At 73.0% G+C, this 24,292-nt stretch carries 21 protein-coding genes; 7 read left to right on the top strand and 14 right to left on the bottom strand.

The genetic code is table 11. From position 1 onward, the window contains the following. Nucleotides 1-49: 49 nt before the first annotated feature. Nucleotides 50-1,048, bottom strand: coding sequence for a LacI family DNA-binding transcriptional regulator (locus ACIBQ6_RS39515; RefSeq protein ID WP_397218282.1), 999 nt, complete (start codon nt 1,046-1,048; stop codon nt 50-52). 50 nt (nt 1,049-1,098) lie between these two features. Between ACIBQ6_RS39515 and ACIBQ6_RS39510 the strand changes: the two genes are divergently transcribed. After that, nucleotides 1,099-1,812, top strand: coding sequence for an alpha/beta fold hydrolase (locus tag ACIBQ6_RS39510; RefSeq protein WP_397218280.1), 714 nt, complete (start codon nt 1,099-1,101; stop codon nt 1,810-1,812). Here ACIBQ6_RS39510 and ACIBQ6_RS39505 read toward each other — a convergent pair. Genes ACIBQ6_RS39505 through ACIBQ6_RS39485 form a run of 5 tightly spaced genes read right to left on the bottom strand, consistent with a single transcriptional unit; the run spans nt 1,787 to nt 7,302 of the window. Further along, nucleotides 1,787-2,764 carry a pyridoxal-phosphate dependent enzyme gene (locus tag ACIBQ6_RS39505; protein ID WP_397218279.1) on the bottom strand — a complete coding sequence of 326 codons (978 nt, stop codon included), beginning with the start codon at nt 2,762-2,764 and terminating at the stop codon, nt 1,787-1,789. The genes ACIBQ6_RS39510 and ACIBQ6_RS39505 overlap by 26 nt on opposite strands. A gap of 23 nt (nt 2,765-2,787) precedes the next feature. Further along, nucleotides 2,788-3,528 carry an MBL fold metallo-hydrolase gene (locus ACIBQ6_RS39500; protein WP_364338170.1) on the bottom strand — a complete coding sequence of 247 codons (741 nt, stop codon included), beginning with the start codon at nt 3,526-3,528 and terminating at the stop codon, nt 2,788-2,790. 5 nt (nt 3,529-3,533) lie between these two features. Beyond that, the gene (locus ACIBQ6_RS39495) at nt 3,534-4,139 is read right to left on the bottom strand and encodes a TetR/AcrR family transcriptional regulator (RefSeq protein WP_358282209.1); all 606 of its coding nucleotides are present in this window, start codon (nt 4,137-4,139) and stop codon (nt 3,534-3,536) included. Nucleotides 4,140-4,141: 2 nt separating this feature from the next. Then, nucleotides 4,142-5,800 carry a GMC family oxidoreductase gene (locus ACIBQ6_RS39490; protein WP_358282207.1) on the bottom strand — a complete coding sequence of 553 codons (1,659 nt, stop codon included), beginning with the start codon at nt 5,798-5,800 and terminating at the stop codon, nt 4,142-4,144. Next, nucleotides 5,797-7,302, bottom strand: coding sequence for a succinic semialdehyde dehydrogenase (locus ACIBQ6_RS39485; RefSeq protein WP_397218278.1), 1,506 nt, complete (start codon nt 7,300-7,302; stop codon nt 5,797-5,799). The genes ACIBQ6_RS39490 and ACIBQ6_RS39485 overlap by 4 nt, the downstream gene beginning before the upstream one ends. A gap of 124 nt (nt 7,303-7,426) precedes the next feature. Between ACIBQ6_RS39485 and ACIBQ6_RS39480 the strand changes: the two genes are divergently transcribed. After that, nucleotides 7,427-9,622, top strand: a complete 2,196-nt coding sequence (locus ACIBQ6_RS39480) for a protein kinase (RefSeq protein WP_397218277.1) — start codon at nt 7,427-7,429, stop codon at nt 9,620-9,622. A gap of 32 nt (nt 9,623-9,654) precedes the next feature. Further along, nucleotides 9,655-11,652 carry a beta-propeller domain-containing protein gene (locus tag ACIBQ6_RS39475; protein ID WP_397218276.1) on the top strand — a complete coding sequence of 666 codons (1,998 nt, stop codon included), beginning with the start codon at nt 9,655-9,657 and terminating at the stop codon, nt 11,650-11,652. Nucleotides 11,653-11,688: 36 nt separating this feature from the next. Here ACIBQ6_RS39475 and ACIBQ6_RS39470 read toward each other — a convergent pair whose 3' ends face one another. Further along, the gene (locus tag ACIBQ6_RS39470; RefSeq protein WP_352362815.1) at nt 11,689-13,425 is read right to left on the bottom strand and encodes a glycerol-3-phosphate dehydrogenase/oxidase; all 1,737 of its coding nucleotides are present in this window, start codon (nt 13,423-13,425) and stop codon (nt 11,689-11,691) included. Nucleotides 13,426-13,495: 70 nt separating this feature from the next. Next, nucleotides 13,496-14,266 (bottom strand): DeoR/GlpR family DNA-binding transcription regulator, encoded by a 771-nt coding sequence (locus tag ACIBQ6_RS39465; RefSeq protein WP_358282199.1) that lies wholly within the window; start codon nt 14,264-14,266, stop codon nt 13,496-13,498. 128 nt (nt 14,267-14,394) lie between these two features. Between ACIBQ6_RS39465 and ACIBQ6_RS39460 the strand changes: the two genes are divergently transcribed. From ACIBQ6_RS39460 to ACIBQ6_RS39445, 4 genes are read left to right on the top strand one after another with little or no spacing between them, the layout of a single operon-like run. Next, complete coding sequence (locus tag ACIBQ6_RS39460) at nt 14,395-15,267, top strand: SIS domain-containing protein (RefSeq protein ID WP_397218275.1); 873 nt, start codon at nt 14,395-14,397, stop codon at nt 15,265-15,267. Next, nucleotides 15,264-16,397: an N-acetylglucosamine-6-phosphate deacetylase gene (nagA, locus tag ACIBQ6_RS39455; protein ID WP_397218274.1), complete on the top strand. Its 1,134-nt coding sequence runs from the start codon at nt 15,264-15,266 to the stop codon at nt 16,395-16,397. Before ACIBQ6_RS39460 ends, nagA begins: the two co-directional genes overlap by 4 nt. After that, nucleotides 16,397-17,299, top strand: a complete 903-nt coding sequence (locus ACIBQ6_RS39450; RefSeq protein ID WP_358282194.1) for a 1-phosphofructokinase family hexose kinase — start codon at nt 16,397-16,399, stop codon at nt 17,297-17,299. The genes nagA and ACIBQ6_RS39450 overlap by 1 nt, the downstream gene beginning before the upstream one ends. Before the next feature lie 10 nt (nt 17,300-17,309). Further along, a complete protein-coding gene (locus tag ACIBQ6_RS39445; protein WP_358282192.1) occupies nt 17,310-18,134 on the top strand; it encodes a class II fructose-bisphosphate aldolase in 825 nt (274 codons plus the stop codon). Here the strand turns inward: ACIBQ6_RS39445 and ACIBQ6_RS39440 are convergent. From ACIBQ6_RS39440 to guaB, 6 genes are all read right to left on the bottom strand, one after another. Continuing rightward, nucleotides 18,124-18,558, bottom strand: a complete 435-nt coding sequence (locus ACIBQ6_RS39440) for a GNAT family N-acetyltransferase (RefSeq protein WP_397218273.1) — start codon at nt 18,556-18,558, stop codon at nt 18,124-18,126. The two genes, ACIBQ6_RS39445 and ACIBQ6_RS39440, sit on opposite strands and share 11 nt — an antisense overlap. Continuing rightward, on the bottom strand, nt 18,555-19,331 hold the full coding sequence (locus tag ACIBQ6_RS39435; RefSeq protein ID WP_397218272.1) for a phosphotransferase family protein: 777 nt from the start codon (nt 19,329-19,331) through the stop codon (nt 18,555-18,557). Before ACIBQ6_RS39435 ends, ACIBQ6_RS39440 begins: the two co-directional genes overlap by 4 nt. 37 nt (nt 19,332-19,368) lie before the next feature. After that, nucleotides 19,369-20,055, bottom strand: coding sequence for an SDR family oxidoreductase (locus ACIBQ6_RS39430; protein WP_397218271.1), 687 nt, complete (start codon nt 20,053-20,055; stop codon nt 19,369-19,371). A gap of 1 nt (nt 20,056) precedes the next feature. Beyond that, complete coding sequence (locus tag ACIBQ6_RS39425) at nt 20,057-21,268, bottom strand: RNA polymerase sigma factor (protein WP_397218269.1); 1,212 nt, start codon at nt 21,266-21,268, stop codon at nt 20,057-20,059. 196 nt (nt 21,269-21,464) lie between these two features. Beyond that, nucleotides 21,465-22,586: a GuaB3 family IMP dehydrogenase-related protein gene (locus tag ACIBQ6_RS39420; RefSeq protein WP_352362831.1), complete on the bottom strand. Its 1,122-nt coding sequence runs from the start codon at nt 22,584-22,586 to the stop codon at nt 21,465-21,467. 4 nt (nt 22,587-22,590) lie between these two features. Further along, on the bottom strand, nt 22,591-24,072 hold the full coding sequence (gene guaB, locus ACIBQ6_RS39415; protein WP_358282182.1) for an IMP dehydrogenase: 1,482 nt from the start codon (nt 24,070-24,072) through the stop codon (nt 22,591-22,593). Nucleotides 24,073-24,292: the final 220 nt, after the last annotated feature.

The following is a 24,292-nucleotide window of genomic DNA, read 5'->3' as shown; positions in this document are numbered from 1 at the left end:
CGCGTCCAACTCGTTACGCGCCTCAGGCGCTGGACCCTCGTTACGCGCCTCAGGCGCTGGACCGGACCACCAGCCGGGGCTCGAACCGGGCGACGACCTCGCCCGCCACCGACGGCCGCACACCGCGGACGATCCCGTCGATCTCCTCCGCCAGATCGGCCGGGCTGGCGGTGGCGTCGAAGTGCACGCTGGTCAGCCGGGGCCGCATGAGCGTGCAGATCGGCAGGTCGTCGGCCCCGACCACGGCGACGTCGCCGGGGACCCGCAGACCGGCGTCCTGCAACGCGCTGATCAGCAGCATCGCGTACTCGTCGTTGTAGGCGAAGACGCCGTCGGGCAGGTCGCCCGCGCGGACGACCCGCCCCGCCTCCTCCTCGGAGAAGGCCAGGTCGATGCGCGCGGCCCCGGGAACGACCTCCCGCACCCCCGCCAGCCGGGCCCGCCCCATGGCGTCGACGCCCTCCTCCCGGGGCACGACGGCCGCCAGCCGCCTGCTCCCCCGCGCGACCAGGTGGCGGGCGGCCACGGCGCCGAGGGCCCGGTGGTCGAACACCACGGCCGGCACCAGCGGCGAGGGCTGGTCGGACAGGCCGACGACGGCCCGGACGCCCGAGGCGTGCAGCAGGTCCACGGCGGGCCTGGTCAGCCGCGCGGCCTCGACGAGGACAGCTGAGGGCCGCAGGGCGAGCCAGCTCCTGGCCGCCGCCACGCCCTTGAGGGTGCGCTCGCCGTACTGGACGAGGGTGTAACCGCGGGTCCTGAACTCCTCCTCCAGCTCTTCGGACACCTGCTGCGCCAGCCGGCCCGTCCTGGCCCGCGACAGCGGCATGAGCACGATGTCGCTGCGGCCCGTGCGCAGCGCGCGGGCGGCGGCGTCGGGGACGTAGCCGAGCCGGGCGGCGGCGTCGCGGACCCGCCTGCGGGTCTCCTCGCTCACCCGGGCGTGGGGGTTGTCGGTGAGCACGTAGGAGACCGTGGCCTGGGACACTCCCGCGGCCCTGGCCACGTCCACGCTGGTCGGCGGACGGTCCCCCCTTGTCGTGTTCACGGGGTGGATGGTATCAACTGCTTATACGTATAATCAGGAGAGGCCGCCGCATGAAGCTGCACACTCGTGAATGGGGTTCGGGCGACCGCCTGGCCGTCCTCGTCCACGGCATCATGGCCGACTCGCGATGCTGGTGGCGGGTGGGCCCCGAGCTGGCCGCGCGCGGCTACCGGGTCATCGCCGTCGATCTGCCCGGCCACGGCGAGAGCCCCCGCGCCGACGCCTACCCGCCCGAGCTGTTCGCCTCGTCGCTGGCGGAGTCGGTGCCCGCGCGCCCCGAGCTGGCCATCGGGCACTCCCTGGGCGGCCTCACGCTCGGCCTCGCCGTCGAACGGCTCATGCCCGGACGGGCGATCTACTCCGACCCGGCCTTCCGCCTGCCGACGCCGGAGAGCGGCGCCCTGGAGTCGATGGCCGGCTTCACCGACGAGACCGGCGAGCTGATCGCCGCCCTGCACCCCGGCTTCTCGGCCGAGGAGGTGGCGGTCGAGGTCGAGATGCTCGCGCGCTGGGACCGCGGGTCGGCGCTGTCGCTCGTCGAGGCGTCGGGCATGGACTTCACGCCCGCTCCCGTCGTGCCGTCGCTGGTGCAGGTGGCCGACCCGAGTTTCCTGGTGCCGCCGGCGTTCCAGGAGGAGTTGCGGGGCAAGGGGTTCGAGGTGCGCGTGGTCACGGGGGCCGAGCACACGATCCACCGCCACCTGTTCGAGGACTTCCTGGCGGGGCTGGAAGGCTGGATCAGACCCGCTGCCGCAGCTCGGTGAGGCGGCCGGCGACGTCGAGGCCCTTGCCGGCGGCCCAGGCGTCGTCGTGGTACGTCGCCAGGTGCCGCTCGGCCGCGTCGCCCACCAGCGAGACGATCGTGCCGCTCTCGCCCCTGGCCCGCATGCGCCCGGCCAGTTCGAGCGCGGCCCACAGCGCGGTGCCGGACGAGCCGCCCACCGGCAGCCCGGTGACCTCCCTGATGCGCCTGGCCGCCGCCACGCTCGCCGCGTCGGGCACCGGCACCACCAGATCGACCAGGTCGGGCCGGAACCCCTGCTCCACGCGCGGACGGCCGACGCCCTCGATCCGCGAGGGCATGCCGGTGGCGTAGTCGGGCACGTCGAGGGTCCAGCCCGGGAAGTAGGCGGAGTTGTCGGGATCGGCGACCGCCACCCGGCAGCCGTGCGCCCCGGCCGCGGCGCCGAGCGCGGCCGAGGTCGCGCCGGTGGCCGCGCCGGTCACCACCCAGTCGGGACGGACCTGGTCGAACAGCTCTTCGGCCAGGTCGTGCGGCGCGGCCCGGCCGAACTGGTCGAGGTAGTGGCCCCCGGCCTCACCGGCCGCCTCCCTGGCCGCGTCGTAGATGGCCAGGGGCGGCGTGACGAACCTGCACTCGCCGCCCAGCGCCTCGACCGCGCGGGCCCGCGCCGGGTCGGGCGCGCCCGGCATGACCACGACGTAGGGCAGGCCGAGCCGCCGGGCGAACCACGCCTGCGCGACCGCGGCGTTGCCGCCGGTGGCCTCGACCACGGTGGTGCCCTCGGTGATCGAGCCGTCGAGCACGGCCCGCCGGAACAGCGCCCTGGCGTGCCGGTGCCGCAGGCTGCCCGTGGGCTGACCGGACTCGTCCTTCAGCAGCAGGCGCACGCCGGGGACCCGGACGGGGAAGTCGATCAGCCTGGTCGGCGGCCCGGCGGCCAGCGCGTCGAGCGCGCGCGTGCTCCAGCTCACCGGACCACCCTGTCAGGACGAGCTCAGGAAAGCTCGACCTGTTCGCCAGGGGCGAGCAGCACGAACCGCTCGCCGAGCCCGGCGAACGCCTTCTCCAGCGTGTCGCGGCCCTGCGTGAAGTGCGCCCACTGCTCGAAGTGCAGCGGGACGACGTGCCGCGCGCCCAGGATGTCGGCGGCGGTGACGGCGTCCTCACTCGTCAGCGTCAGGAAACCGTCCACGAGCGGGGTGCGCGCGCCGCCCGCGAACAGCAGCGCCACGTCGATCCGCGGGAACCTGGCGGCCACGGCCCGCACGACGTCGAGCGAGGCGTTGTCGCCGCTCACGTAGACGGTGGGCAGGCCCTCGCCGCTGAGCACGAAGCCGGTGACCTCGCCCGTCAGGTGCTCGGTCCCGTCGGGGCCGTGCTGGGCGGGCACGCCGGTCACCCGCAGCGGGCCGACCTCGGTCTCGCTCCAGTTGGGCAGGGCGCGCACCGGCTCGCCGACGCGCTCGGCCGCCGAGGCGGTGGACAGCGCCAGCGGGGCCGCGGCGAGGAACGCGCGGCCCGCGTCGTCGAGGTTGTCGGGGTGCTGGTCGTGCGAGAGCAGCACGGCGTCCACCGGACCCACCTCGTCGGGGCCGAAGGCGGGGCCGGCCGTCTTCTTGAGCACCCTGGCGCCGACCGGGTGGTCGCCCGGCGCGTCGAAGGTGGGGTCGACCAGCAGCCGGACGCCGCCCAGCTCGATGACGGCGGTCGGGCCACCGGCGTAACGAATCTTCATGTCCGTCAAGGACAAAGGGGCACAGAAGGTTTATTCCGCACGCCGTTGAGCACCCGGGTCACCGTGCGGTGGCACAGGGCGCGGAAGTCGGGCTCGGCCATGCTCATCCGGCCGCTCAGGTACTGCTGGACCAGGCCCTGGGTGCTCGCCGTGACCGCGAGCGCGGTCTCCAGCGGGTCGTCCTCGCGCAGCACACCCGCGCGCATGCCCTCCTCGGCCAGCGCCACCACCACGCTGAACGGCGGGCCCTGGCCGTCGCGGAAGTCTTCGGGGAAGCGGCGGGCCCGCGCCCAGGCGTCGGAGGTCAGGAAGTTGTACAGGTGGGGGCTGCCGAGCGCGAAGTCGAGGAAGTCGTCGAGCGCCGCCATCATGCGCTGCTCCACGTCGCCCGCGCTGGGCCTGCGGGTCCACGCCTCGGCCAGCTCGCGGGCGGCGGCGTCGGCGACGGCGCGCAGCAGGGCCTCCCTGTTGGGGAAGTGCCGGTAGATGGCCATGGCGGTGACGCCCACGGCCTCGCCGACCCGCCGCATGCTGACGGCGTCGGCGCCCTCCTCCAGCAGGATCTGCCGGGCCACGGCCTCGATGCGCGCCGCCGTCCCTCGTTCGCTCACGTTTACAGTGTATACAGACGGAGTGCCCCCGGCGCCCGCTCCGGCACGGCGGGCCGGCGGGGCGCCACCGGGGGCAGCCGGACGTACGGCGAGCCCGTGGCGGGCCTGGGATCGGGGTCGCCGGCGTTGGGCCACAGGGACATGGCCCGCTCGGCCTGCGCGGTGATGGTGAGCGACGGGTTCACCCCGAGGTTGGCCGACACCGCCGAGCCGTCCACGACGTGCAGCCCCTCGTGGCCGTAGACGCGGTGATAGGCGTCGATCACGCCGGTCTCGGGCGAGTCGCCGATCACGCAGCCGCCCAGGAAGTGGGCCGTCGTCGGGATGTCGAACAGGTCGAGCCAGGTGCCGCCGGGCACCCCGCCGATCTCGGCCGCCGCGTGCCGGACGGCCTCGTGCCCGGCCGGGATCCAGGTCGGGTTGGGCTCGCCGTGGCCGCGGGCCGACCGCAAACCCCAGCGGGTGCGCCGGACGGTGATCGAGTTGTCCTTGGCCTGCATGACCAGCGCGATGACGGTCCGTTCCGACCAGCGGCGCAGGTCGAGCAGCCGCAGCGCCTCCAGGGGCCGCGCGGCGATCTCCCGGAACAGCGCCGGCCACCTCGGCTGGCCGCCGTCCACGAGCAGGGTGCGCAGCAGGCCCATGGCGTTGGAGCCGTCGCCGTAACGCACGGGCTCGATGTGGGTCTCGGCGTCGGGGTGGATGGAGGAGGTGATGGCCACACCCTTGTTGAGCTTCTCGCCGCCCGCCGACGTGCGCTCGAAGCCGAGCAGGGCCTCGGAGTTGGTCCTGGTCAGCGTGCCGAGCCTGGGCGACAGGCCGGGCAGGTCGCCGGTGGCGCGCAGCTTGTGCAGCAGGCGCTGGGTGCCGTACGTGCCGGCCGCGAAGATCACCTGCTTGGCCGTGAACGAACGGCGGCGCAGCGCCGACCCCGTCCGGCGGGCGACGACCCGGTAGCCGCCGGAGGGCAGCGGGCGCACCGAGGTGACCGTGCACTCGGCGTAGACCCGGGCCCCCGCCCGCTCGGCCAGGTGGAGGTAGTTCTTGACCAGCGTGTTCTTGGCGCCGTGGCGGCAGCCGGTCATGCACTGCCCGCACTCGATGCAGCCGCGCCGCCGCGGCCCGGCGCCGCCGAAGTACGGGTCGACGCCGTCCTCGCCGAAGTAGACGCCGACCGGGGCCAGGTGGAAGGTGTCGCCCACGCCCATCTTCTCGGCGACCCGGCGCATGACGTCGTCGGCGCGGGTGACGGTGGGGTTCGTGACCGCGCCGAGCATGCGTCTGGCCTGGTCGTAGTGGGGGGCCAGCTCCGCCTTCCAGTCGGTGATGCCGGCCCACTGCGGGTCGCGGAAGAACGGGTCGAGCGGCTCGTAGAGGGTGTTGGCGTAGACCAGCGACCCGCCGCCCACCCCGGCTCCGGCCAGCACCATCACGCCGGTGCCGCGTTCGCCGCGCAGCACGTGGATGCGCTGGATGCCCTTCATGCCGAGCCAGGGCGCCCACAGGAAGTCGCGCAGCTTCCACGAGGTGGCCGGCAGCGCGGAGTCGTCGAACCGGCGGCCCGCCTCCAGCACGCCGACCTTGTACCCCTTCTCGCTCAGCCGCAGCGCCGAGACGCTGCCGCCGAACCCCGACCCGATGACCAGAACGTCGAACGTCACTTGATCCGCAGCTTCCGCATCGCCTTGAGGGTGCCGGCCAGGACGTCGGCCCACGTCTCGTACGTCAGGTCGAAGGGCGGCTCGAAGCCCAGCCAGGACGCCTGCGAGGCCACGGTCTTGGACTCGGTGTAGCGCAGCAGGCCCTCCGCGCCGTGCCGGCGGCCGAGGCCCGACGCCTTCATGCCGCCCATGGGCGCGTCGTAGGAGGCGTAGGCCGAGCCGTACCCCTCGTTGATGTTGACCGTGCCGGCCTTGACGCGGGCGGCCAGGGCGCGGCCGCGGGCCGGGTCGGTGGTCCAGATGGAGGCGTTCAGGCCGTAGATGGTGTCGTTGGCCAGCTCGATCGCCTCCTCCTCCGAGTCGAAGGGGTAGAGGGCGACCACCGGCCCGAACGTCTCGTTGCGGCACAGGTCCATGTCGTCGCGCACGCCGGTGAGCACGGTCGGCTCGTAGAACAGCGGGCCGAGGTCGGGCCTGGCCCGGCCGCCGGTCAGCACGGTCGCGCCCTTGGCCACGGCGTCGTCCACGTGGGCGCTGACCGCGTCGAGCTGGCGTTGCGAGGTGAGCGAGCCCATCTGGACCGACCAGTCGTGGCCCGCGCCGAGCTTGAGGTTGCCGACCTGCCTGACCAGGCGCGCGGCGAAGTCGTCGAACACCGACGTGTGCACGTACAGCCGCTCGATGGACAGGCAGAGCTGGCCGGCGTTGGTGAAGCAGGCCCGGATCGCCCCCTGGACGGCGAGCGGCACGTCGGCGTCGTCGAGCACCACCATCGGGTTCTTGCCGCCGAGCTCCAGCGAGCAGCCGATGAGCCGCTTGGCCGCCTCCTCGGCGATCTTCCTGCCGCCCCTGGTCGAACCCGTGAACGCGACGTAGTCGGCGTCGTCGAGCAGCGCGTCGCCGATCTCGGCGGGCTCGCCCAGCACGACCTGCCAGATCTCGCGCGGCATGCCCAGCTCGGCCAGCAGGTCGATGGTCCACAAGGTGGACATGGCGGTCTGGGTGTCCGGCTTGTGCACCAGCGCGTTCCCGGCCAGCAGCGCCGGCACGGCGTCGGTGACGCCGAGCGAGAGCGGGTAGTTCCACGGGGAGATCAGCGCGACCACGCCCTTGGGCTGGCGCAGCTCGGTCACCCGGGTGGCGCCGGGGAAGATGCCCTTGCGGGTGCGCGGCGCGAGCAGGCCGGACGCCCGCCGGGCGTAGTAGAGGCTGCACCCGGCGACGTCGAGCACCTCCTCGAAGGCGTGCTTGCGGGCCTTGCCGGTCTCGTTCTGGACGATGTCGAGGATCTCGTCCCTGCGGTCGAGGATGGCGTCGTGCAGCAGCAGGAACGGTCTGGCCCGCGCCGCGGCGGGCCTGGCCGCCCACTCGGCCTGGGCGGCCCTGGCGCGCTCGTAGGCCAGGCGTACGTCGTCGGCCGTGGAAATGGGCAGCTCGGCGAGCGGCTCGCCGGTGAAGGGGGCGGTGATCTCCCGGGTCTTGCCGCTGGACGTGACGTGCATGCCCGAAGGATATTCCGCTTGGCTACCGGCGGGTAGTTTTTGCGGATTCGCGGGGTGGGGTCAGAATCCTCTTATGCCATCGTTCGCTCCGCTACGCCCGGGAGATCCGGCGAGTCTGGCCGGCATGGACCTCCTCGGCAGGCTTGGCGAGGGCGGCCAGGGCGTCGTCTACCTCGCGAAAGATCATTCCGGCGCGCACGTCGCCGTCAAATGGCTGCGCCCCGACCTGTCCGGCGACGACGTGAGCGTCGAGCGGTTCCTGCGCGAGGTCCAGGTCGCCCAGCAGGTGGCGCCGTTCTGCACCGCGGCCGTCCTCGGCACCGGCGTCGAGCTGGACCGGCCGTTCATCGTCAGCGAGTTCATCGAGGGGCCATCGCTGCAGCGGGTGGTGCAGGAGGAGGGGCCGCGCACCGGGTCCACGCTGCACCGGCTGGCCATCGGCACCGCGACCGCGCTGGCCGCCATCCACCAGGCCGGCATCGTCCACCGCGACTTCAAGCCCGCCAACGTCATCCTGGGCGCGGACGGCCCGCGGGTGATCGACTTCGGCATCGCGCGGGCGCTCAACGCGACCTCGACGATCAGCAGCATGGTCGTGGGCACGCCGTCGTACATGCCGCCCGAGCAGATCATGGGCCACACCGCCGGGCCGGCGGCCGACATGTTCTCGTGGGCCAGCGCGATGGTCTACGCGGCGTCGGGGCGGGCGCCGTTCGGCAGCGACACCATGCCCGCGGTGATCAACCGGGTCCTCAACCAGCAGCCCGACCTGGGCGTGCTCGACGGCGCGCTGCGTGACGTCGTGGCCGCGTGCCTGGCCAAGGACCCGGCGCAGCGGCCGACGGCCGAGCAGGTGATCATGCGCCTGCTCCAGCACCCGATGCCGGCGAACTCGCCCATACTCGCCGCGGCCGCCGCCGAGGCCGTCCCCGCCGGGCCGCCCATGACCGGGCCGGTGGCGGGGCCGATGGCGGGGCCGCCGCAGCAGCACCCGCAGGGGCCGCCGCACGGGCCCGCACAGGGGCCTCCGCAGGGGCCTCCGCAGGGGCCTCCGCACGGGCCCGCACAGGGGCCTCCGCACGGGCCGATGACCGGGCCGGTGCCGGGGGGCCGGCAGCCGTACCCGCAGCAGCAGTGGCACCCGCCGGGCCCGTACGCGCAGCCCACCCACCCGGGCGTCCACCCCCGGCGGCCGGCCGGCAAGAGCAGGGCGCCGCTGGTCATCGGGGCCACGCTGGCCGTCGCCTTACTCGTGCTGGCCGGGCTCGCCGTGCTCATCGCCAACAACAGGACGACCCTGGCCGCCGACGGCGGCCACACGACGCCCGCGTCCGCCCAGCCGTCCGGGCGCAGCGTGCCGCCCGCCACGCCGTCGGTCGCGGCGTCGGTCGCGCCGGTCTCCGTCCCCGAGGAGGGGCCGCGCAAGGCGCTGCCCGGCGCCGCGATCGGCCTGTACGAGAACACCTCCGACGCGATCGTCCTGACCTCCTACGAGATCTACGACAAGAAGAAGGAGGACTGGATCGACCACGCCAGGGACTCGCTGCGCGGGCCGTTCCGCAAGTACGCCGGCAACTGGGAGTCGAACGTCTCCCCCGGCGGCCGCTACCTGGCCACCCGCGGCCGCAAGTACACCGACGACAACTACGACTACATCATCGTCAGCGACCGCCAGACGGGCGAGCGCACCACGATCAAGACCGTCCGCGGCCCGCTGATCGCCAGCATCCGCGGCTGGTCCGAGGACGGCTCCAAGATCCTGCTCAACATCGAGCGGAAGAGCGGCGAAACCTGGACCTACCCCGGATTCGTCATCGTGGACGTCGCCACGAAGAAGGCGAAGACCGTCATGGTGGACGACTCCGCCGTCCGCAAGACCGCCTTCGGCTGGGACGGCGAGGGCACGGGCGTGATCAACACCTTCGGCCCGGAGAAGAACCGCGGCCTGCGCTTCTTCGACGCCGACGGCAAGGCCACCCGCGACCTGCGCTCGATCGGCACGCTGCCCGCCGGCACCCAGGACGTCTTCTCCCCCTCGGGCGAGTCGTTCCTGTCCACCTGCCCCAACGGCAGCGACGGCGACACCTGCGTGTGGGACGTCAAGTCGGGCGACCGCACGCACAAGTTCGCCTCCGACTGCGACAAGGTGCTCGGCTGGTACGACGACACCCACCTCTACTGCTGGGAGCAGGACAACAACACCAGGGACGAGATCCAGGTCGTCGACCTCAAGGGCACCCTGCTCCGCAAGATCCTCGACGTGCCGGAAGACGTCGACTTCAGCCCGGTCTTCACCGCCAACCCGGCCAAGGGCTCCTGAACCATCCGGCCCGCGCAGCCGTCATGGAGGTCATGAAGACGCTGTTCCGTACGGCCGTGACCGCCGCGGCCCTCGCCATGGCCACGACGGCCTGCACCTCGGCGGCCACCGGCCAGGCGCCCGTGCCGAAGGTCACGCTCGACGCCGTCCGCCTGGTCGCCTACGACAGTTGCGACGACATGCTGTCGGGCCTGCGGGAGCACGCCGCGGAGAACGTCGGCCCGTGGGGGTTCGGCGGCCCGCAGATCATGTACATGGAGGACACCGCCGCCACCGCGCGGGCGAAGACCACCTCCGACACCCCAGAGCACTCCACCACGAACGTGCACGAGGCGGGCGTGGACGAGCCCGACCTGGTCAAGACCGACGGCAACCGGATCGTCACGGTCGTGGACGGCACCCTGCGGGTCATCGACACCGCGACCAAGAAGGTCACCGCCTCGCTCAAGCTCACCAAGAAGGACGAGCCGACCTTCGCCCCCGCCGACCTGCTGCTCTCCGGCGACCGCGCGCTGGTGCTGTTCCGCGGCGGCGACATCATGGTGAAGTCCTTCGCGCCGCCCGGAGAGACCCGTTACGTCGTGGTCGACCTGGCCGGGCAGCCGAAGGTGCTCAGCACGATCCGGGCGCAGGGCTCGTACGTGGACGCCAGGATGATCGGCTCCACGGTCCGGCTCGTCACCCGCAGCCAGCCCGACATCACCTTCCCCGAGCCCAAGAGCCCGGACGCCTCCGAGGCCGACCGCAAGAAGGCCAACCAGGACGTCGTCCGGCGGGCGCCGCTGTCCGCCTGGCTGCCCACGGTCGAGATCACCGGCGGGTCCGGCGCGGTCAAGAAGGACACGGTCAAGTGCGAGCGGGTCAGCCACCCCGCCGACTACACCGGCACCTCGCTGCTCACCGTCCACAGCATCGACCTGACCCAGGACGTCGCCGCGACCGGCACCGAGCCCATCAGCCTGGCCGCCGACGGCGACACCGTCTACGGCAGCGGCACGAGCCTGTACGTCGCCAGCAACCCCCGCTGGTGGTTCCCGGTGGTCACCGAGCCGATGCCGGTCGAGCCCGTGCCGACGGCCACCGACGGCGCCGCCCCGGCCGTCGAGCCCACCCCGAGCGACCCGGCCGTGACGAGCAGCGCCCCGGCCACGCCCGCCACCTCCGAGCCCGTACCCGAGCCCACCCCCACGGCTCCGCCCGAGGAGACCGAGGTCCACCGGTTCGACATCAGCGCCGCCGGCGCCCCCTCGTACGTGGCCTCCGGCAAGGTCCCCGGCCGCCTGCTGAACCAGTACTCGCTGTCGGAGTACGAGAGCCACCTCCGCGTCGCCACCACCCTCACCTCCACCGACGGCGGTAACAGCGCCAGCAGCGTGTACGTGCTCGACGCCGCCACCATGGCCAAGGCCGGCGAGGTCGGCGGCCTCGGGAAGGGCGAGCGCATCTACTCGGTCCGGTTCATCGGCCCGGTGGGCTACGTCGTGACGTTCAAGCAGGTGGACCCGCTCTACACGCTCGACCTGCGCGACCCGGCCGCCCCCAAGGTGACCGGCGAGCTGAAGATCACCGGCTACTCGGCCTACCTGCACCCCGGCGCGGACGGCCGGCTGATCGGCATCGGCCAGGAGGCCAGCGACAAGGGCAGGACGCTCGGCACGCAGGTCTCGCTGTTCGACGTCAGCGACCCGGCCGCCCCGCGCAGGCTGTCGCAGCTCTTCCAGAAGGAGTCGGGCTCCGAGGCCGAGTGGGACCCGCACGCGTTCCTGTACTGGCCGAAGACCGGCCTGTCGGTGCTCCCGCTGATGACCCCCAAGGAGTCGGGCGCGCTCGTGCTGAAGATCGACGACTCGGCCGTCAAGAGGCTCGGCATGATCAAGCACCCCACCCACCAGGACAAGGACTACACCTACCAGCCCGGCATCCAGCGCTCGATCGTCATCGGCGACGCCCTCTGGACGCTGTCCTGGGACGGCCTCCAGGTCAACGACGCCACGACGCTGGCCCGTCAGGCCTGGATCCCGCTGCGCTGACCCGCGTGCGGGCGGGTGACCGGTCCGCCGGAACGGTCACCCGCGCTCCGGCGCGACCACGGGCACGATCTCGGGGGCGCCCAGCCGGATGGCGTCGGCCTCCTGGTCGGAGTCCTGCTCCTGGGAGCGCCGCTCGGCCTCGACGCGCTTGGTGTAGTACTCCACCTCGCGCTTCACCTGCTCGGCGTCCCAGCCGAGCGGCCCGGCCAGCAGCTCGGCGGCCTCCTGCGCCACGGCCAGGCCGCGGTGGAAGGTCTCGATGGAGATGTGCGTGCGCCTGGTCAGCACGTCGTTGAGGTGCCTGGCGCCCTCGTGGGTGGCGGCGTAGACGATCTCGGCCCGCAGGTAGTCGTCGGCCCCGGCCAGCGGCCGGCCCAGCGACGGATCGTCCTCGATCAGCTGGAGCACCTCGTCGATGAGCGAGCCGTAGCGCTGGAGCAGGTGCTCGATCCGGGCGACGTGCAGGCCCGAGGTGTGGGCCAGGCGGTAGCGGGAGTTCCACAGCGCCTGGTAGCCCTCGGCCCCGGCCAGCGGGATGCGGTCGGTGCACGAGCGCGGCACCCGCTGGTCGAGCCCGTGCGCCACCGCGTCCACCGCGTCGCGGGCCATGACCCGGTACGTCGTGTACTTCCCGCCGGCGATCATCACCAGCCCCGGCACCGGATGCGCCACGACGTGCTCGCGCGACAACTTCGACGTCTCGTCGGACTCCCCCGACAGCAGCGGGCGCAGCCCGGCGTAGACGCCCTCGACGTCGTCGCGGGTCAGCGGCACCGACAACACGGCGTTGACGTGGTCGAGCAGGTAGTCGATGTCGGCCCGGGAGGCGGCCGGATGGCCCTTGTCGAGTGTCCACTCGGTGTCGGTGGTGCCGATGATCCAGTGGCGGCCCCACGGGATCACGAACAGCACCGACTTCTCCGTGCGCAGGATGATGCCGGTGCGGGAGTGGATGCGGTCGCGCGGCACCAGCAGGTGGATGCCCTTGGAGGCCCGTACGTGGATCTGACCGCGCCCGCCGACCAGCTCCTGGATGTCGTCGGTCCACACGCCCGTGGCGTTGACGACCTGCTGGGCGCGTACGTCGAACTCGGCGCCGGTCTCCAGGTCGCGCGCCCGCACGCCGGTGACCCGCTCGCCCTCCCGCAGGAACCCGACCACCTGGGCGCGCGGCGCGATCCGGGCGCCGTACGTGGCGGCGGTGCGCAGCATGGTCATCACGTAACGGGCGTCGTCGACCTGGGCGTCCCAGTACTGGACGGCGCCGGTGAGTGCGCTCTTCTTCAGCGCCGGGGCCAGCCGCAACGCCCGTGACCTGGACAGATGCCGATGGCCCGGCACCCCGCGGGTGACCCCGGAGGCGAAGCCGAGCGTGTCGTAGAGCGCCACGCCGGCGCCCACGTACCCGCGTTCCCACCCGAAATGGGTCATCGGGAACAGGAACGGCACCGGCCGGACGAGGTGCGGCGCCAAGCGTTGGAGCAGCAGCGCCCGCTCCTGCAGCGCCTCGCGCACCAGGTCGAAGTTGAGCTGCTCCAGGTAGCGCAGGCCACCGTGGATGAGCTTGGACGAGCGCGACGAGGTGCCTGAGGCGAAGTCGCGGGCCTCCAGCAGGGCCACGTCGAGGCCCCGGGTGGCGGCGTCGAGCGCGGTGCCCGCCCCCACCACGCCGCCGCCGACCACGACCACGTCGAACTCCTGGGCGGACATCTCCGCCAGCGCCGCCGCGCGCTCGGTGGGCCCGAGCCGGGCCACGCTCCTACCCGCCGTCATCGTCTCCCCTTGCATCGACTGCGGTCAGTACCTACCCGTACGCCCGGTTCCATGTAACGCAAGGGACGGCTCAGGCGCGTACGACCTTGACGCCCGCGTCGGTGAGCCGGCCGGTGAGCTCGTCGGAGAGCCGCTCGTCGGTGACCAGCGTGTCGATCTGCTCGATCGGGCAGATGCGGGAGAAGGCCCGCCGGCCCACCTTGGAGGAGTCGGCCACCACGACGACCTGGGCGGCCCGGCTGATCAGCAGGTTGTTCACGCTGGCCTCGCCCTCGTGGTGGGCCGAGGCGCCCAGCTCGACGTCGATCGCGTCGACGCCGAGGAAGGCCACGTCGAGGGTGACCTGTTCGAGCACGCCCGAGGCCAGCGGCCCGATCAGCTCGTACGACTGCTGCCTGGCCACCCCGCCGGTGACCACGATCTTGACGTGCTGCCGCACGGTCAGCTCGGCGGCGATGTTCAGGGCGTTGGTGACGATCGTGAACCCGCTCTCCAGCGTGGACAGCGTGGCGAGGGTGCGGGCCAGCTCGGAGGTGGTGGTGCCGCCGTTGAGCCCGACCACGGCGCCCGCGCTCACCAGGTCGGCCGCCGCGGCCGCTATGCGGTGCTTCTCGTCGGCGTGCCTGGCCGTCTTGTAGCGCAGCGGCAGGTCGTAGCTGACGCTCTGGGCGACGGCTCCGCCGCGCGTGCGCATGAGCATCTGCTGCTGGGCGAGCTGGTCGAAGTCACGCCGGATCGTGGCGGTCGAGACGTCGAGCGCCTGGGCGGCCTCCTCCACCGACAGCCTGCCCTCCTGGGCGAGCAGCTCCAGGATGGCGTTCCAGCGATCGTAGCGGGACACGAAGCCTCCAATGAGATCCGGACGGGATCAAGCGTGGCACAGGCAGGGAGGCGAGAGCGACCACTGCACAAAACTGCGCTTTTACTGTATAAAAAAGGCAGAAACAAACACCAACGGGGAGGAACGCGGTGACCACCCATACCGAAGCCGAGATCGAGTCCCAGCCGTCCTGCTGGCGCCGCGCGGTTGCCGACGTGCCCGCGGGCGCGCTGCCCGAGCCCGGCGAGCGGGTGGCCGTCGTCGGCTGCGGCACGTCCTGGTTCATCGCGATGGCCTACGCCACGCTGCGCGAGCGGGCCGGGCTGGGCGAGACCGACGCGTTCGCCGCGTCCGAGGCGCCGGTCGGCCGCTCCTACGACAGGGTGCTCGCGCTGACCCGGTCCGGCACCACGACCGAGGTGCTGGAGCTGCTGTCCAGGACGAGCGCCCGCACGACGGCCATCACCGCCGACCCGAAGACGCCGGTCATGACGGCCGCCGACGAGGTCATCGTGCTCGACTACGCCGACGAGAGCTCCGTCGTGCAGACCCGCTTCGCCACCACCCAGCTCGCCATGCTCCGCGCCAGCCTCGGCGAGGACCTGACCGGCGCGATCGCCGACGCCGAGCGGGCCCTGGCCGAGCCGCTGCCCGCCGGGCTCGTCGAGGCCGAGCAGTTCAGCTTCCTCGGCAGCGGCTGGTCGGTCGGCCTGGCCCAGGAGGCCGCGCTGAAGATGCGCGAGGCGTCCCGGTCGTGGACGGAGGCGTACCCGGCGATGGAGTACCGGCACGGCCCGATCAGCATCGCGGGCCCCGGCCGCGTCACGTGGATGCTCGGCGACGCCCCCGAGGGCCTGCGCGAGCAGGTCGAGGCGACCGGCGGCACGTTCTTCGACAGCGGCCTCGACCCCATGGCCGAGCTGGTGCGCGCCCAGCGGGTGGCGGTCGCGCGGGCCTTCGCCCGTGGGCTGAACCCCGACGAGCCCATGCACCTCACGCGATCTGTGATCCTTTCTTCATGAGCCTTACTCTCGCCGACGCCCGGATCGTGACCCCCGAAGGGGTGCACGAAGGGTGGCTGACCATCGAAGACGGCCGCATCACGCATGTCGGCCACGGATCGGCCCCCAGCCCCGGCCTGAGCCTCGGGGGGCGGCACGTCGTCCCCGGCTTCGTCGACATCCACAACCACGGCGGCGCGGGCGGGTCGTTCCCCACCGGCGACCAGGACAAGGCCCGCGACGCCGTGGCCCTGCACCGGCGGCACGGCACGACCACGATGATGGCCAGCCTGGTCACCGACGCGCTCGACGAGCTGTCCAGGGCCGCCTCCTCGCTGACCGAGCTGTGCGAGGAGGGGCTACTGGCGGGCATCCACTTCGAGGGGCCGTACATCGCCAAGGCCCGCTGCGGCGCGCACAACCCCGCCCTGCTGCGCGAGCCGTCGCCGCAGGAGCTGTCGGGGCTGGTCAAGGCCGCGCGCGGGCACGCGCGCATGGTCACCCTCGCCGCCGAGCTGCCCGGCGGCCTCGACACGATCCGCACGGCCGTCGGCGAGGGCCTGATCGCGGCGCTCGGCCACAGCGACGCCGACTACGACCAGGCGATCGCCGCCATCGAGGCGGGCGCCACCGTCGCCACCCACCTGTACAACGCGATGCCGCAGCTCGGCCACCGCGCGCCCGGCCCGATCGCCGCCCTGCTGGAGGACGAGCGCGTCACGGTCGAGCTGGTCAACGACGGCGTCCACGTGCACGCGGCGATGTTGCGCCTGGCCTACGAGGTGGCCGGGCCCGGCCGGACGGTGCTGATCACCGACGCGATGGCGGCCACGGGCCTCGGCGACGGCGACTACGTGCTCGGTCCCATGCGGGTGCGCGTGACCGACGGCGTGGCCAGGCTGGTCGAGGGCGGCTCCATCGCGGGCTCCACCCTCACCATGGACGCCGCCTTCCGCCGCGGCGTGCGCGAGCTCGGCATGTCGCTGCCCGACGCGGTCCAGGTGGCCTCGCTGACCCCCGCCAGGGTGCTCGGCCTGGCCGAGGAGATCGGTTCGATCGCCGTCGGCAAGGCGGCCGACCTGGTGGTGCTCTCCGGCGAGCTGGAGGTCGACGGCGTGATGAAGAACGGCGACTGGATCACGGAGCCCTGATGATCATCACCGTGACGCTCAACGCCGCGCTCGACGTGACCTACGAGGTCCCGTCCGTCGCCTGGGACGGCGTCAACCGGGTCGGCGCCGTCCACCGGCGGGCCGGCGGCAAGGGCGTCAACGTGGCCCGCGTGCTGGCCGCCCTCGGCCAGGAGGTCCTGGTCACGGGGCTGGCGGGCGGGCCCACGGGTCGCGCGATCGAGCACGACCTGCAAGCCGCGGGGCTGCCCGCCGCGCTGACGGGCATCGCCGCCGAGTCCCGCACCACGCTGGTGGTCTCCGAGCCGGGCGGGGCCACACTGTTCAACGAGCCCGGCCCCGAGGTGACGGCGGCCGAGCTGGCCGCGTTCGTGGAGCACTACAGGTCGCTGCTGGCCGGGGCCGACGCGGTGGTGGTCTCCGGCAGCCTGCCGCGCGGCGTCCCCGCCGACTTCTACGCGACACTTGCCGCCGTCGCCGCCCGCGCGGGCGTGCCGGCCATCGTCGACGCAGACGGCGACCCGCTGCGGCACGCGCCGGAGGGCCGTCCGGCCGTCGTCAAGCCCAACGCCGAGGAGCTGGCCAGGGCGGTTCCCGGCGGCACCCCCGAGGAGGGCGCCCAGGCGCTGCGCGAGCGGGGGGCCGAGGCCGTGGTCGTCTCCATGGGCGCCGACGGGCTGCTCGCCGTGACGGGCGAGGGCACCTTCCGGGCGCGGATGCCCTACACCGTGCGGGGAAACCCGACCGGGGCCGGCGACTCGCTGGTCGCGGGGCTGGCGCTGGGCCTGGTCGAGGGCTCCCCGTGGCCCGACCGGCTGCGGCGGGCCGCGGCGCTGGGCGCGGCCGCCGTGGCCGCGCCGGTCGCCGGCGACTTCGACGGCGAGGTCTACGCCGACATACACCCCCAGATCGTCATCACGTAAGGAGCTCGTCATGGCCCTCGCCGGAATCGGCGACATCGTCCGGCAGTCCCCCGCAGGGGTGGGCGCGTTCAACGTGATCCAGTTGGAGCACGCCACCGCGATCGTGGCCGGCGCCGAGGCGCTCGGCCTGCCGGTCGTGCTGCAGATCAGCGAGAACTGCGTGCGCTACCACGGCGCGCTCGAACCCGTCGCGCTGGCCGCGCTGGCCGTCGCGCGCCGCGCGGAGGTGCCGGTCGCGGTCCACCTCGACCACGCCACCGACCGCGCGCTGGTGGAGGAGGCGGTGACGCTGGGCCTCGGCTCGGTGATGTACGACGCCTCCGCCCTGCCCGACGAGGAGAACGTGGCGGCCACGGCCGAGGTGGCGGCCTGGTGCCACGAGCGCGGCGTCTGGGTGGAGGCCGAGCTCGGCGAGGTCGGCGGCAAGGACGGCGTGCACGCGCCCGGCGCCCGCACCAAGCCCCACGAGGCGGTCGACTACGTCGCCAGGACCGGCGTCGACGCGCTCGCCGTGGCCGTCGGCACCTCGCACGCCATGACCACCAAGGACGCCGTGCTCGACCTGGAGCTCATCGCCGAGCTGCGGGCGGCGGTGCCGGTGCCGCTGGTGCTGCACGGCTCGTCCGGCGTGCCCGACGACGTGCTGCGCGAGGCGGTGGCCAACGGCATGAAGAAGATCAATATCGCCACCCACCTGAACAAGGCGTTCACCCGGGCCGTCCGCGACTACCTGGCCCACGACGAGCGGGTGGTCGACTCCCGCAAATACCTCAACGCGGGCCGCGACGCCGTGGCCCGCGAGGTGAGTCACCTGCTGGGCGTGCTCACCGGCTGAGCTCCTTGCGCATCACCACGGCCGACCGGCCGTCGAGGTCGGCCTGGCCGATCTCGGCGTAGCCGAGCGAGGTGTACAGCGCGATGTTCGAGGCCATCTTGACGTTGGTGTAGAGACGCAGGGCGGGCAGGCCGAGCCGGGCGGCCTCCCGCTCGGCGTAGGCCAGCAGGCCCCGGCCGATGCCCCTGCCGTGCAGGTCGGGCCGCACCGCCACGTTGTCCACCAGCAGCGCGCCCTCCTCGGGGATGAGCACGACCAGCCCTTCGAGACCGTCGGTGACGTGCACCCGGCCCGCGGCGATGAGGGCCGCGTAGTCGGCCTCCATGGGCAGCGGCCGGGTGCCGATGATCTCGGCCCATGGCTGATAGGCGTCATGGACGAGTTGCTCGACGGCGGCCCTGTCGGCCTCCTGCGCCAGTCTCATGCCCCCAATGATCGCAGCACCCTGTCGACCTGACGATCGAAGGTGCCGGGCGGATTGCGCGGGCTGTCGTGCGAGAGCAGGAACAGCCAGACCAGGCTCTGCAGCCTGCGGCAGTCGCGCAGCCGGCGCGCCTGCGGGCCGCTCAGCTCGAACCGGTCGGCGATCTCCACCTCGCCGTCCACCCACATCGAGACGTGCTCGGCCAGCTCGGCCAGCTCGAAGGCCAGGTCGCTGCGCCCGGAGTCCTCGAAGTCGACGATGCGCACGCGGACGCCGTCCCACAGGAAGTTCGCCAGGTTGCCGTCGCCCGCCCCGAACGCCGGACGTACGCCCGACTCCCCCGGACGCCAGCCCGCCAGCCAGCGCAGGCCCTCCTCGGCCGCGCGGTCGGCCTCCGGACCGCGGGGCCGCCAGGCGGCCAGCCATTCCATGACCTGGCCGGTGACCGCCTCGACCTGCCACGGGCGTACCGGGACGGCCGCCAGCACGCCGGGCGGCACGGCCTCGTACAGCCGTGTGAGCGCCTCGGCCATGGCGGTCAGCGGCGCCTCCCCGGCCGCCAGGCCGCGCAGGGGCACGCCGTCGATCCTGGTCATCCGGACGACGCCGTCCTCGAAGGCGATCGGCCGCGGGGTCAGGCCCGGCGCGTGCTCGGCCAGCAGGGTGAGCGCCCGCCACTCGCGCTCGGCCGCGCCCTCCTTGCCGTCGACGTAGCGCTTGGTGACGACGTCGCCGTCGATGTCGAGGACGTGGGTGTGCACGAGATCGGCCATGCTAAGGCAGGATACGCCCGCCTGCCCTACGAGCCCGTCACCACGGGATGGATCGGCCGTCGCGGAAGAAGCCGCCGGTCGGCCCGTCGCCGGGCAGGTCCGCGGCCCACAACACGCTCCGCGCGCCCTCGGCGACCGGCCGCCCGCCGGGGCCGCCCATGTCGGTCGCCACCCACCCCGGGCAGACGGCGTTGACCAGGATGCCGTCCCCGCGCAGCTCGGCCGCGAGCATCCTGGTCAGCGCGTTCAGCGCCGTCTTCGACACCGTGTACGCGGGCGTGCCGCCGCCCATCGAGGCCAGCGAGCCGATCTCGCTGGAGACGTTGATGATCCGGCCGTGCGCGCTGCCGCGCAACAGCGGCAGCAGCGCGAGCGTGACCCGCCAGGCGCCCAGCAGGTTCGTCTCCAGCGCCTCCGACACCACGCCCAGGTCCGCGTCGCTGGCCCGCTGCCAGGTGTCGTAGTGGATGGCGGCGTTGTTGACCAGCACGTCGACCCGCCCGTGGGTCTTCTCCAGCTCCCGCGCCAGATCGGCCGCCGATCGCTCGTCGGCGACGTCGAGCCGCCGTGCCAGCACCTCGCCCCCGATCCCGGCCGCCGCCTCGACGGCCTTGCGCTCGTCCCTGGCGGTCAGCACCACCGTGTCGCCCGCCGACGCGAGCTGCCTGGCCACCTCCAGCCCGATCCCCCGGTTGGCCCCCGTGACCACGCACACCCGGTCCATCTCACGTCCCCCTCAACGTCGCGCGCCTGCGGCGCAGGAACTCCCGCTCGACCTCGTTGCCCGCACGGGCGATGGCCTCGCCGTACGCCCGCGCCGCCTCCTCGTCGCGTCCCAGCCGCCGCAGCAGGTCGGCCCGTACGGCGTGGAACAGGTAATAGCCTGTCATCTCCAGCCCCTCCACCAGCGCCAGCCCCGCCTCGGCGCCGTCCGCCTCGGCCACCGCCACCGCGCGGTGCAACGCCACGACCGGCCCCGGCGTGAACGCCAGCAGCAGGTCGTAGAGCTCGACGATCTGCCGCCAGTCGGTCTCCCCCGCGCTCGCCGCGTCGCCGTGCACGGCGTTGATCGCGGCCTGCACCTGGTAGGGCCCCGGCCGTCCCCACCGCAGGCAGCGCCGTACGATCGCCTGCCCCTCCTCGACCAGCGCGCGGTCCCACAGGGCGCGGTCCTGCTCGGGCAGCGGCACCAGCTCGCCGCCGCCCGCGGTGCGCGCCGCCCGGCGCGACTGGACCAGCAGCATCAGCGCCAGCAGGCCCCACACCTCGGGCTCGTCCGGCATCAGCTCGGCGAGCAGGCGGCCGAGCCGGACGGCCTCCGCGCACAGGTCCTCGCGCACCAGCCGCTCGCCCGAACTGGCCGTGTAACCCTCGTTGAAGATCAGATAGATCACCGCCAGCACCGCGCGCAGCCGGTCCGGCAGGTCCGCCGCCGCCGGCACCCGGTACGGGATCCCCGCCTGCCGGATCCTGCTCTTGGCCCTGACCAGCCGCTGGGCCATGGTCGCCTCCGGCACCAGGAACGCGTGCGCGATCTCGGCCGTGGTCAGCCCGCCGAGCAGCCGCAACGTGAGCGCCACCCGCGCGTGCGGGGCGAGCGCCGGATGGCAGCAGGTGAAGATCAGGCGCAGCCGCTCGTCCCGCACGGGCCCCTCCTCGACGGGCTCGTCCCTGGCGTGCAGCAGCGCCGCCTGCACGTACTTGTCGTGGCGGCCCGACTCCCTGCGCAGCCGGTCGATGGCCCGGTTCCTGGCGGTCGTGATGATCCAGCCGGCCGGGCTCGGCGGCGGGCCGGCCTGCGGCCACTGCCGCAGCGCGATCGCGAACGCCTCCTGCACGGCCTCCTCGGCGACGTCGATGTCACCGAACACGCGGACGAGCACCGCCACCGCCCGGCCGTACTCCTCCCGGAAGGCCTGTTCGACCTGATCGGACATCCTGCAACCACCTCGCCGACACGCGCGTCACCTTGCGCGTCCTACACGAACGGCGGTGTCCCGATTCGACACGGCGAGCCGGCGGGGACCCCGGAAAGCAGTCGGCTCCGGCGGGCCGGTGAGGCCCCCGGAAAGCAGTCGGCTCCCGGAGGTCGCAACCCCCGGGAGCCGTCGTAGACGTCGGTCAGTCGCCGCCTCAGCGCTGGATCGGCGCGACCACGACCTCGACCCGCTGGAACTCCTTGATGTCGGAGTAGCCGGTGGAGGCCATCGTGCGCTTGAGCGCGCCCATCAGGTTCATCGAGCCGTCGGCCACGCTGGAGGGGCCGTGCAGGATCTGCTCCAGCGTCCCGACCGTGCCGAACTCCACGCGACGGCCGCGCGGCAGGTCGGGGTGGTGGGCCTCGGAGCCCCAGTGGAAGCCGTGGCCGGGGGCCTCGGACGCCCTGGCCAGCGGCGAGCCCACCATGACGGCGTCGGCCCCGCACGCGATGGCCTTGGCGATGTCGCCCGAGGTGCCCATGCCGCCGTCGGCGATCACGTGCACGTACCGGCCGCCGGACTCGTCCATGTAGTCGCGGCGCGCCGCGGCGACGTCGGAGATCGCGGTGGCCATCGGCACGGCCACGCCCAGCACGTTGCGGGTGGTGTGCGAGGCGCCGCCGCCGAAGCCGACCAGGACGCCCGCCGCGCCCGTGCGCATCAGGTGCAGCGCCGCGGTGTAGGTGGCGCAGCCGCCGACGATGACCGGCACGTCGAGCTCGTAGATGAACTGCTTGAGGTTGAGCGGCTCGGCGCGGCCCGAGACGTGCTCGGCGGAGACGGTGGTGCCGCGGATGACGAAGATGTCCACGCCGGCGTCGATCACGGCCTTGTGGTACTGGACCGTGCGCTGCGGCGACAGCCGGACGGCCGTCGTCACCCCGGACGCCCGGATCTCCTCGATCCGGCGCCCGATCAGCTCCTCCTTGATCGGCGCGTCGTAGATCTCCTGGAGCCGCCGGGTCGCGGCCGCGGCGTCGAGGGCGGCGCACTCCTCCAGCAGCGGGGACGGGTCTTCGTAGCGCGTCCAGAGCCCTTCGAGGTCGAGGGGGGCCAGGCCGCCGAGCCGGCCGATCTCGATCGCGGTGGCGGGCGAGACCACGCTGTCCATGGGGGCGACGACGACGGGCAGCTCGAACCGGTAGGCGTCGATCTGCCAGGCGATCGACACCTCTTCCGGGTCACGGGTGCGTCGCGAGGGCACGAGCCCGATCTCGTCGAGCGCGTACGCCCTCCGCCCGGTCTTGCCCCGGCCGATCTCCACCTGCTGAGTCATGAACTTACCTTCTGTGATAGTTCGGAGCTTCCACGGTCATCTGGATGTCGTGGGGGTGGCTCTCCTTGAGGCCCGCTGCCGTGATCGGCATGAGCTCGCAGTCGGTGTGCATCTGCTCGATCGTGCGGCAGCCGGCGTACCACATGCCCTGGCGCAGACCGCCGATGAGCTGGTGGGCGACGGCCGCGACCGGCCCGCGGTAGGGCACCTGCCCCTCGATGCCCTCGGGGATGTACTTGTCGTCGCCGCCGACGTCGGCCTGCGCGTAGCGGTCCTTGCTGAAGGAGGTGCCGCCGCGCTCGCGGTTGCGCACCGCGCCGAGCGACCCCATGCCCCGGTACGACTTGAACTGCTTGCCGTTGATGAAGATCAGCTCGCCCGGCGACTCCTCGCAGCCGGCGAGCAGCGAGCCCAGCATGACCGTGTCGGCCCCGGCCGCGATGGCCTTGACGATGTCGCCGGAGTACTGGAGGCCGCCGTCGCCGATCACCGGCACCCCGGCCGGTGCGCACGCCTTGGACGCCTCGTGGATGGCCGTGACCTGCGGCGCGCCCACGCCGGCCACCACGCGGGTGGTGCAGATGGAGCCGGGGCCGACGCCGACCTTGACCGCGTCGGCGCCCGCGTCGACCAGCATCTGGGCGCCCGCCCTGGTCGCGATGTTGCCGCCGATGACCTGGACCTTGCTGTTGGCCTTGAGCTTGGCGATCATGTCGGCCAGGCCCTTGGAGTGACCGTGGGCCACGTCGACGACGACGACGTCGACCCCGGCCTCGATCAGCGCCTTGGCCCGCAGCTCGGCGTCGCCGCCGACGCCCACGGCCGCGCCGACCAGCAGGCGGCCGTCGGCGTCCTTGGTGGACAGCGGGTACTGCTCGCTCTTGGTGAAGTCCTTCACCGTGATCAGGCCGCGCAGCCTGCCGTCGGGGTCGACGAGGGGCAGCTTCTCGATCTTGTTCTGCCGCAGCAGCGCGAACGCGTCGTCGCGCGAGACCCCCACCGGCGCGGTGACCAGCGGCATCTTGGTCATGACCTCGCGCACCGGACGGGTCTGGTCGGTCTCGAAGCGCATGTCGCGGTTGGTCACGATGCCGACCAGCGTGCCCGCCACGTCCGTCACCGGCACGCCGGAGATCCGGTACGTCGCGCACAGCCGCTCGACGTCGGCCAGCGTGTCGTCGGGGCTGCAGGTCACCGGGTTGGTCACCATGCCGGCCTCGGACCGCTTGACCAGGTCGACCTGCTGGGCCTGCTCCTCGACCGACAGGTTGCGGTGGAGGATGCCGATGCCGCCCTGGCGCGCCATGGCGACCGCCATGCGGGCCTCGGTGACGGTGTCCATGGCCGCGGAGACGAGCGGGATGGACAGCGTGATGTCCCGTGACAGACGGGATCTGGTGTCGGCCTCACCTGGTTGGAGATCGGAGTAGCCGGGCACCAGCAGCACGTCGTCGAAGGTCAAACCCATCTCGGTGAACTTGGACATGCCTCGGCCCCCTCCTGACCTCTGCGCTGATTGACCTAAGTCTAGGGCCTGCCTCCAAAACGCAACGAAGCCGGGAGCACGACGGCCCCACGCCCCGTCGTGCGCCCGGCGTCGCCGTCCGGAACGCGCAAAGTGCAGGGGGATGGGACGGTCGGTGATCCGTCCCATCCCCCGGCCACCGGCACCCAGGCCTGGCGGCGTGTTCACGCCACCGAACCCC

It is taken from the genome of Nonomuraea sp. NPDC049655 (genome assembly GCF_044465465.1).
Lineage (GTDB): Bacteria > Actinomycetota > Actinomycetes > Streptosporangiales > Streptosporangiaceae > Nonomuraea.
This window is presented reverse-complemented; position numbering and strand designations above follow the sequence as displayed.

Excerpts from the sequence above, each read along its gene's own strand:
- ACIBQ6_RS39510 (WP_397218280.1), top strand. The coding sequence starts at position 1,099 with ATGAAGCTGCACACTCGTGAATGGGGTTCGGGCGACCGCCTGGCCGTC.
- ACIBQ6_RS39500 (WP_364338170.1), bottom strand. The coding sequence starts at position 3,528 with ATGAAGATTCGTTACGCCGGTGGCCCGACCGCCGTCATCGAGCTGGGC.
- ACIBQ6_RS39485 (WP_397218278.1), bottom strand. The coding sequence starts at position 7,302 with ATGCACGTCACGTCCAGCGGCAAGACCCGGGAGATCACCGCCCCCTTC.
- ACIBQ6_RS39480 (WP_397218277.1), top strand. The coding sequence starts at position 7,427 with ATGGACCTCCTCGGCAGGCTTGGCGAGGGCGGCCAGGGCGTCGTCTAC.
- ACIBQ6_RS39475 (WP_397218276.1), top strand. The coding sequence starts at position 9,655 with ATGAAGACGCTGTTCCGTACGGCCGTGACCGCCGCGGCCCTCGCCATG.
- ACIBQ6_RS39470 (WP_352362815.1), bottom strand. The coding sequence starts at position 13,425 with ATGACGGCGGGTAGGAGCGTGGCCCGGCTCGGGCCCACCGAGCGCGCG.
- nagA (WP_397218274.1), top strand. The coding sequence starts at position 15,264 with ATGAGCCTTACTCTCGCCGACGCCCGGATCGTGACCCCCGAAGGGGTG.
- ACIBQ6_RS39450 (WP_358282194.1), top strand. The coding sequence starts at position 16,397 with ATGATCATCACCGTGACGCTCAACGCCGCGCTCGACGTGACCTACGAG.
- ACIBQ6_RS39445 (WP_358282192.1), top strand. The coding sequence starts at position 17,310 with ATGGCCCTCGCCGGAATCGGCGACATCGTCCGGCAGTCCCCCGCAGGG.
- ACIBQ6_RS39440 (WP_397218273.1), bottom strand. The coding sequence starts at position 18,558 with ATGAGACTGGCGCAGGAGGCCGACAGGGCCGCCGTCGAGCAACTCGTC.
- ACIBQ6_RS39435 (WP_397218272.1), bottom strand. The coding sequence starts at position 19,331 with ATGGCCGATCTCGTGCACACCCACGTCCTCGACATCGACGGCGACGTC.
- ACIBQ6_RS39430 (WP_397218271.1), bottom strand. The coding sequence starts at position 20,055 with ATGGACCGGGTGTGCGTGGTCACGGGGGCCAACCGGGGGATCGGGCTG.
- ACIBQ6_RS39425 (WP_397218269.1), bottom strand. The coding sequence starts at position 21,268 with ATGTCCGATCAGGTCGAACAGGCCTTCCGGGAGGAGTACGGCCGGGCG.
- ACIBQ6_RS39420 (WP_352362831.1), bottom strand. The coding sequence starts at position 22,586 with ATGACTCAGCAGGTGGAGATCGGCCGGGGCAAGACCGGGCGGAGGGCG.
- guaB (WP_358282182.1), bottom strand. The coding sequence starts at position 24,072 with ATGTCCAAGTTCACCGAGATGGGTTTGACCTTCGACGACGTGCTGCTG.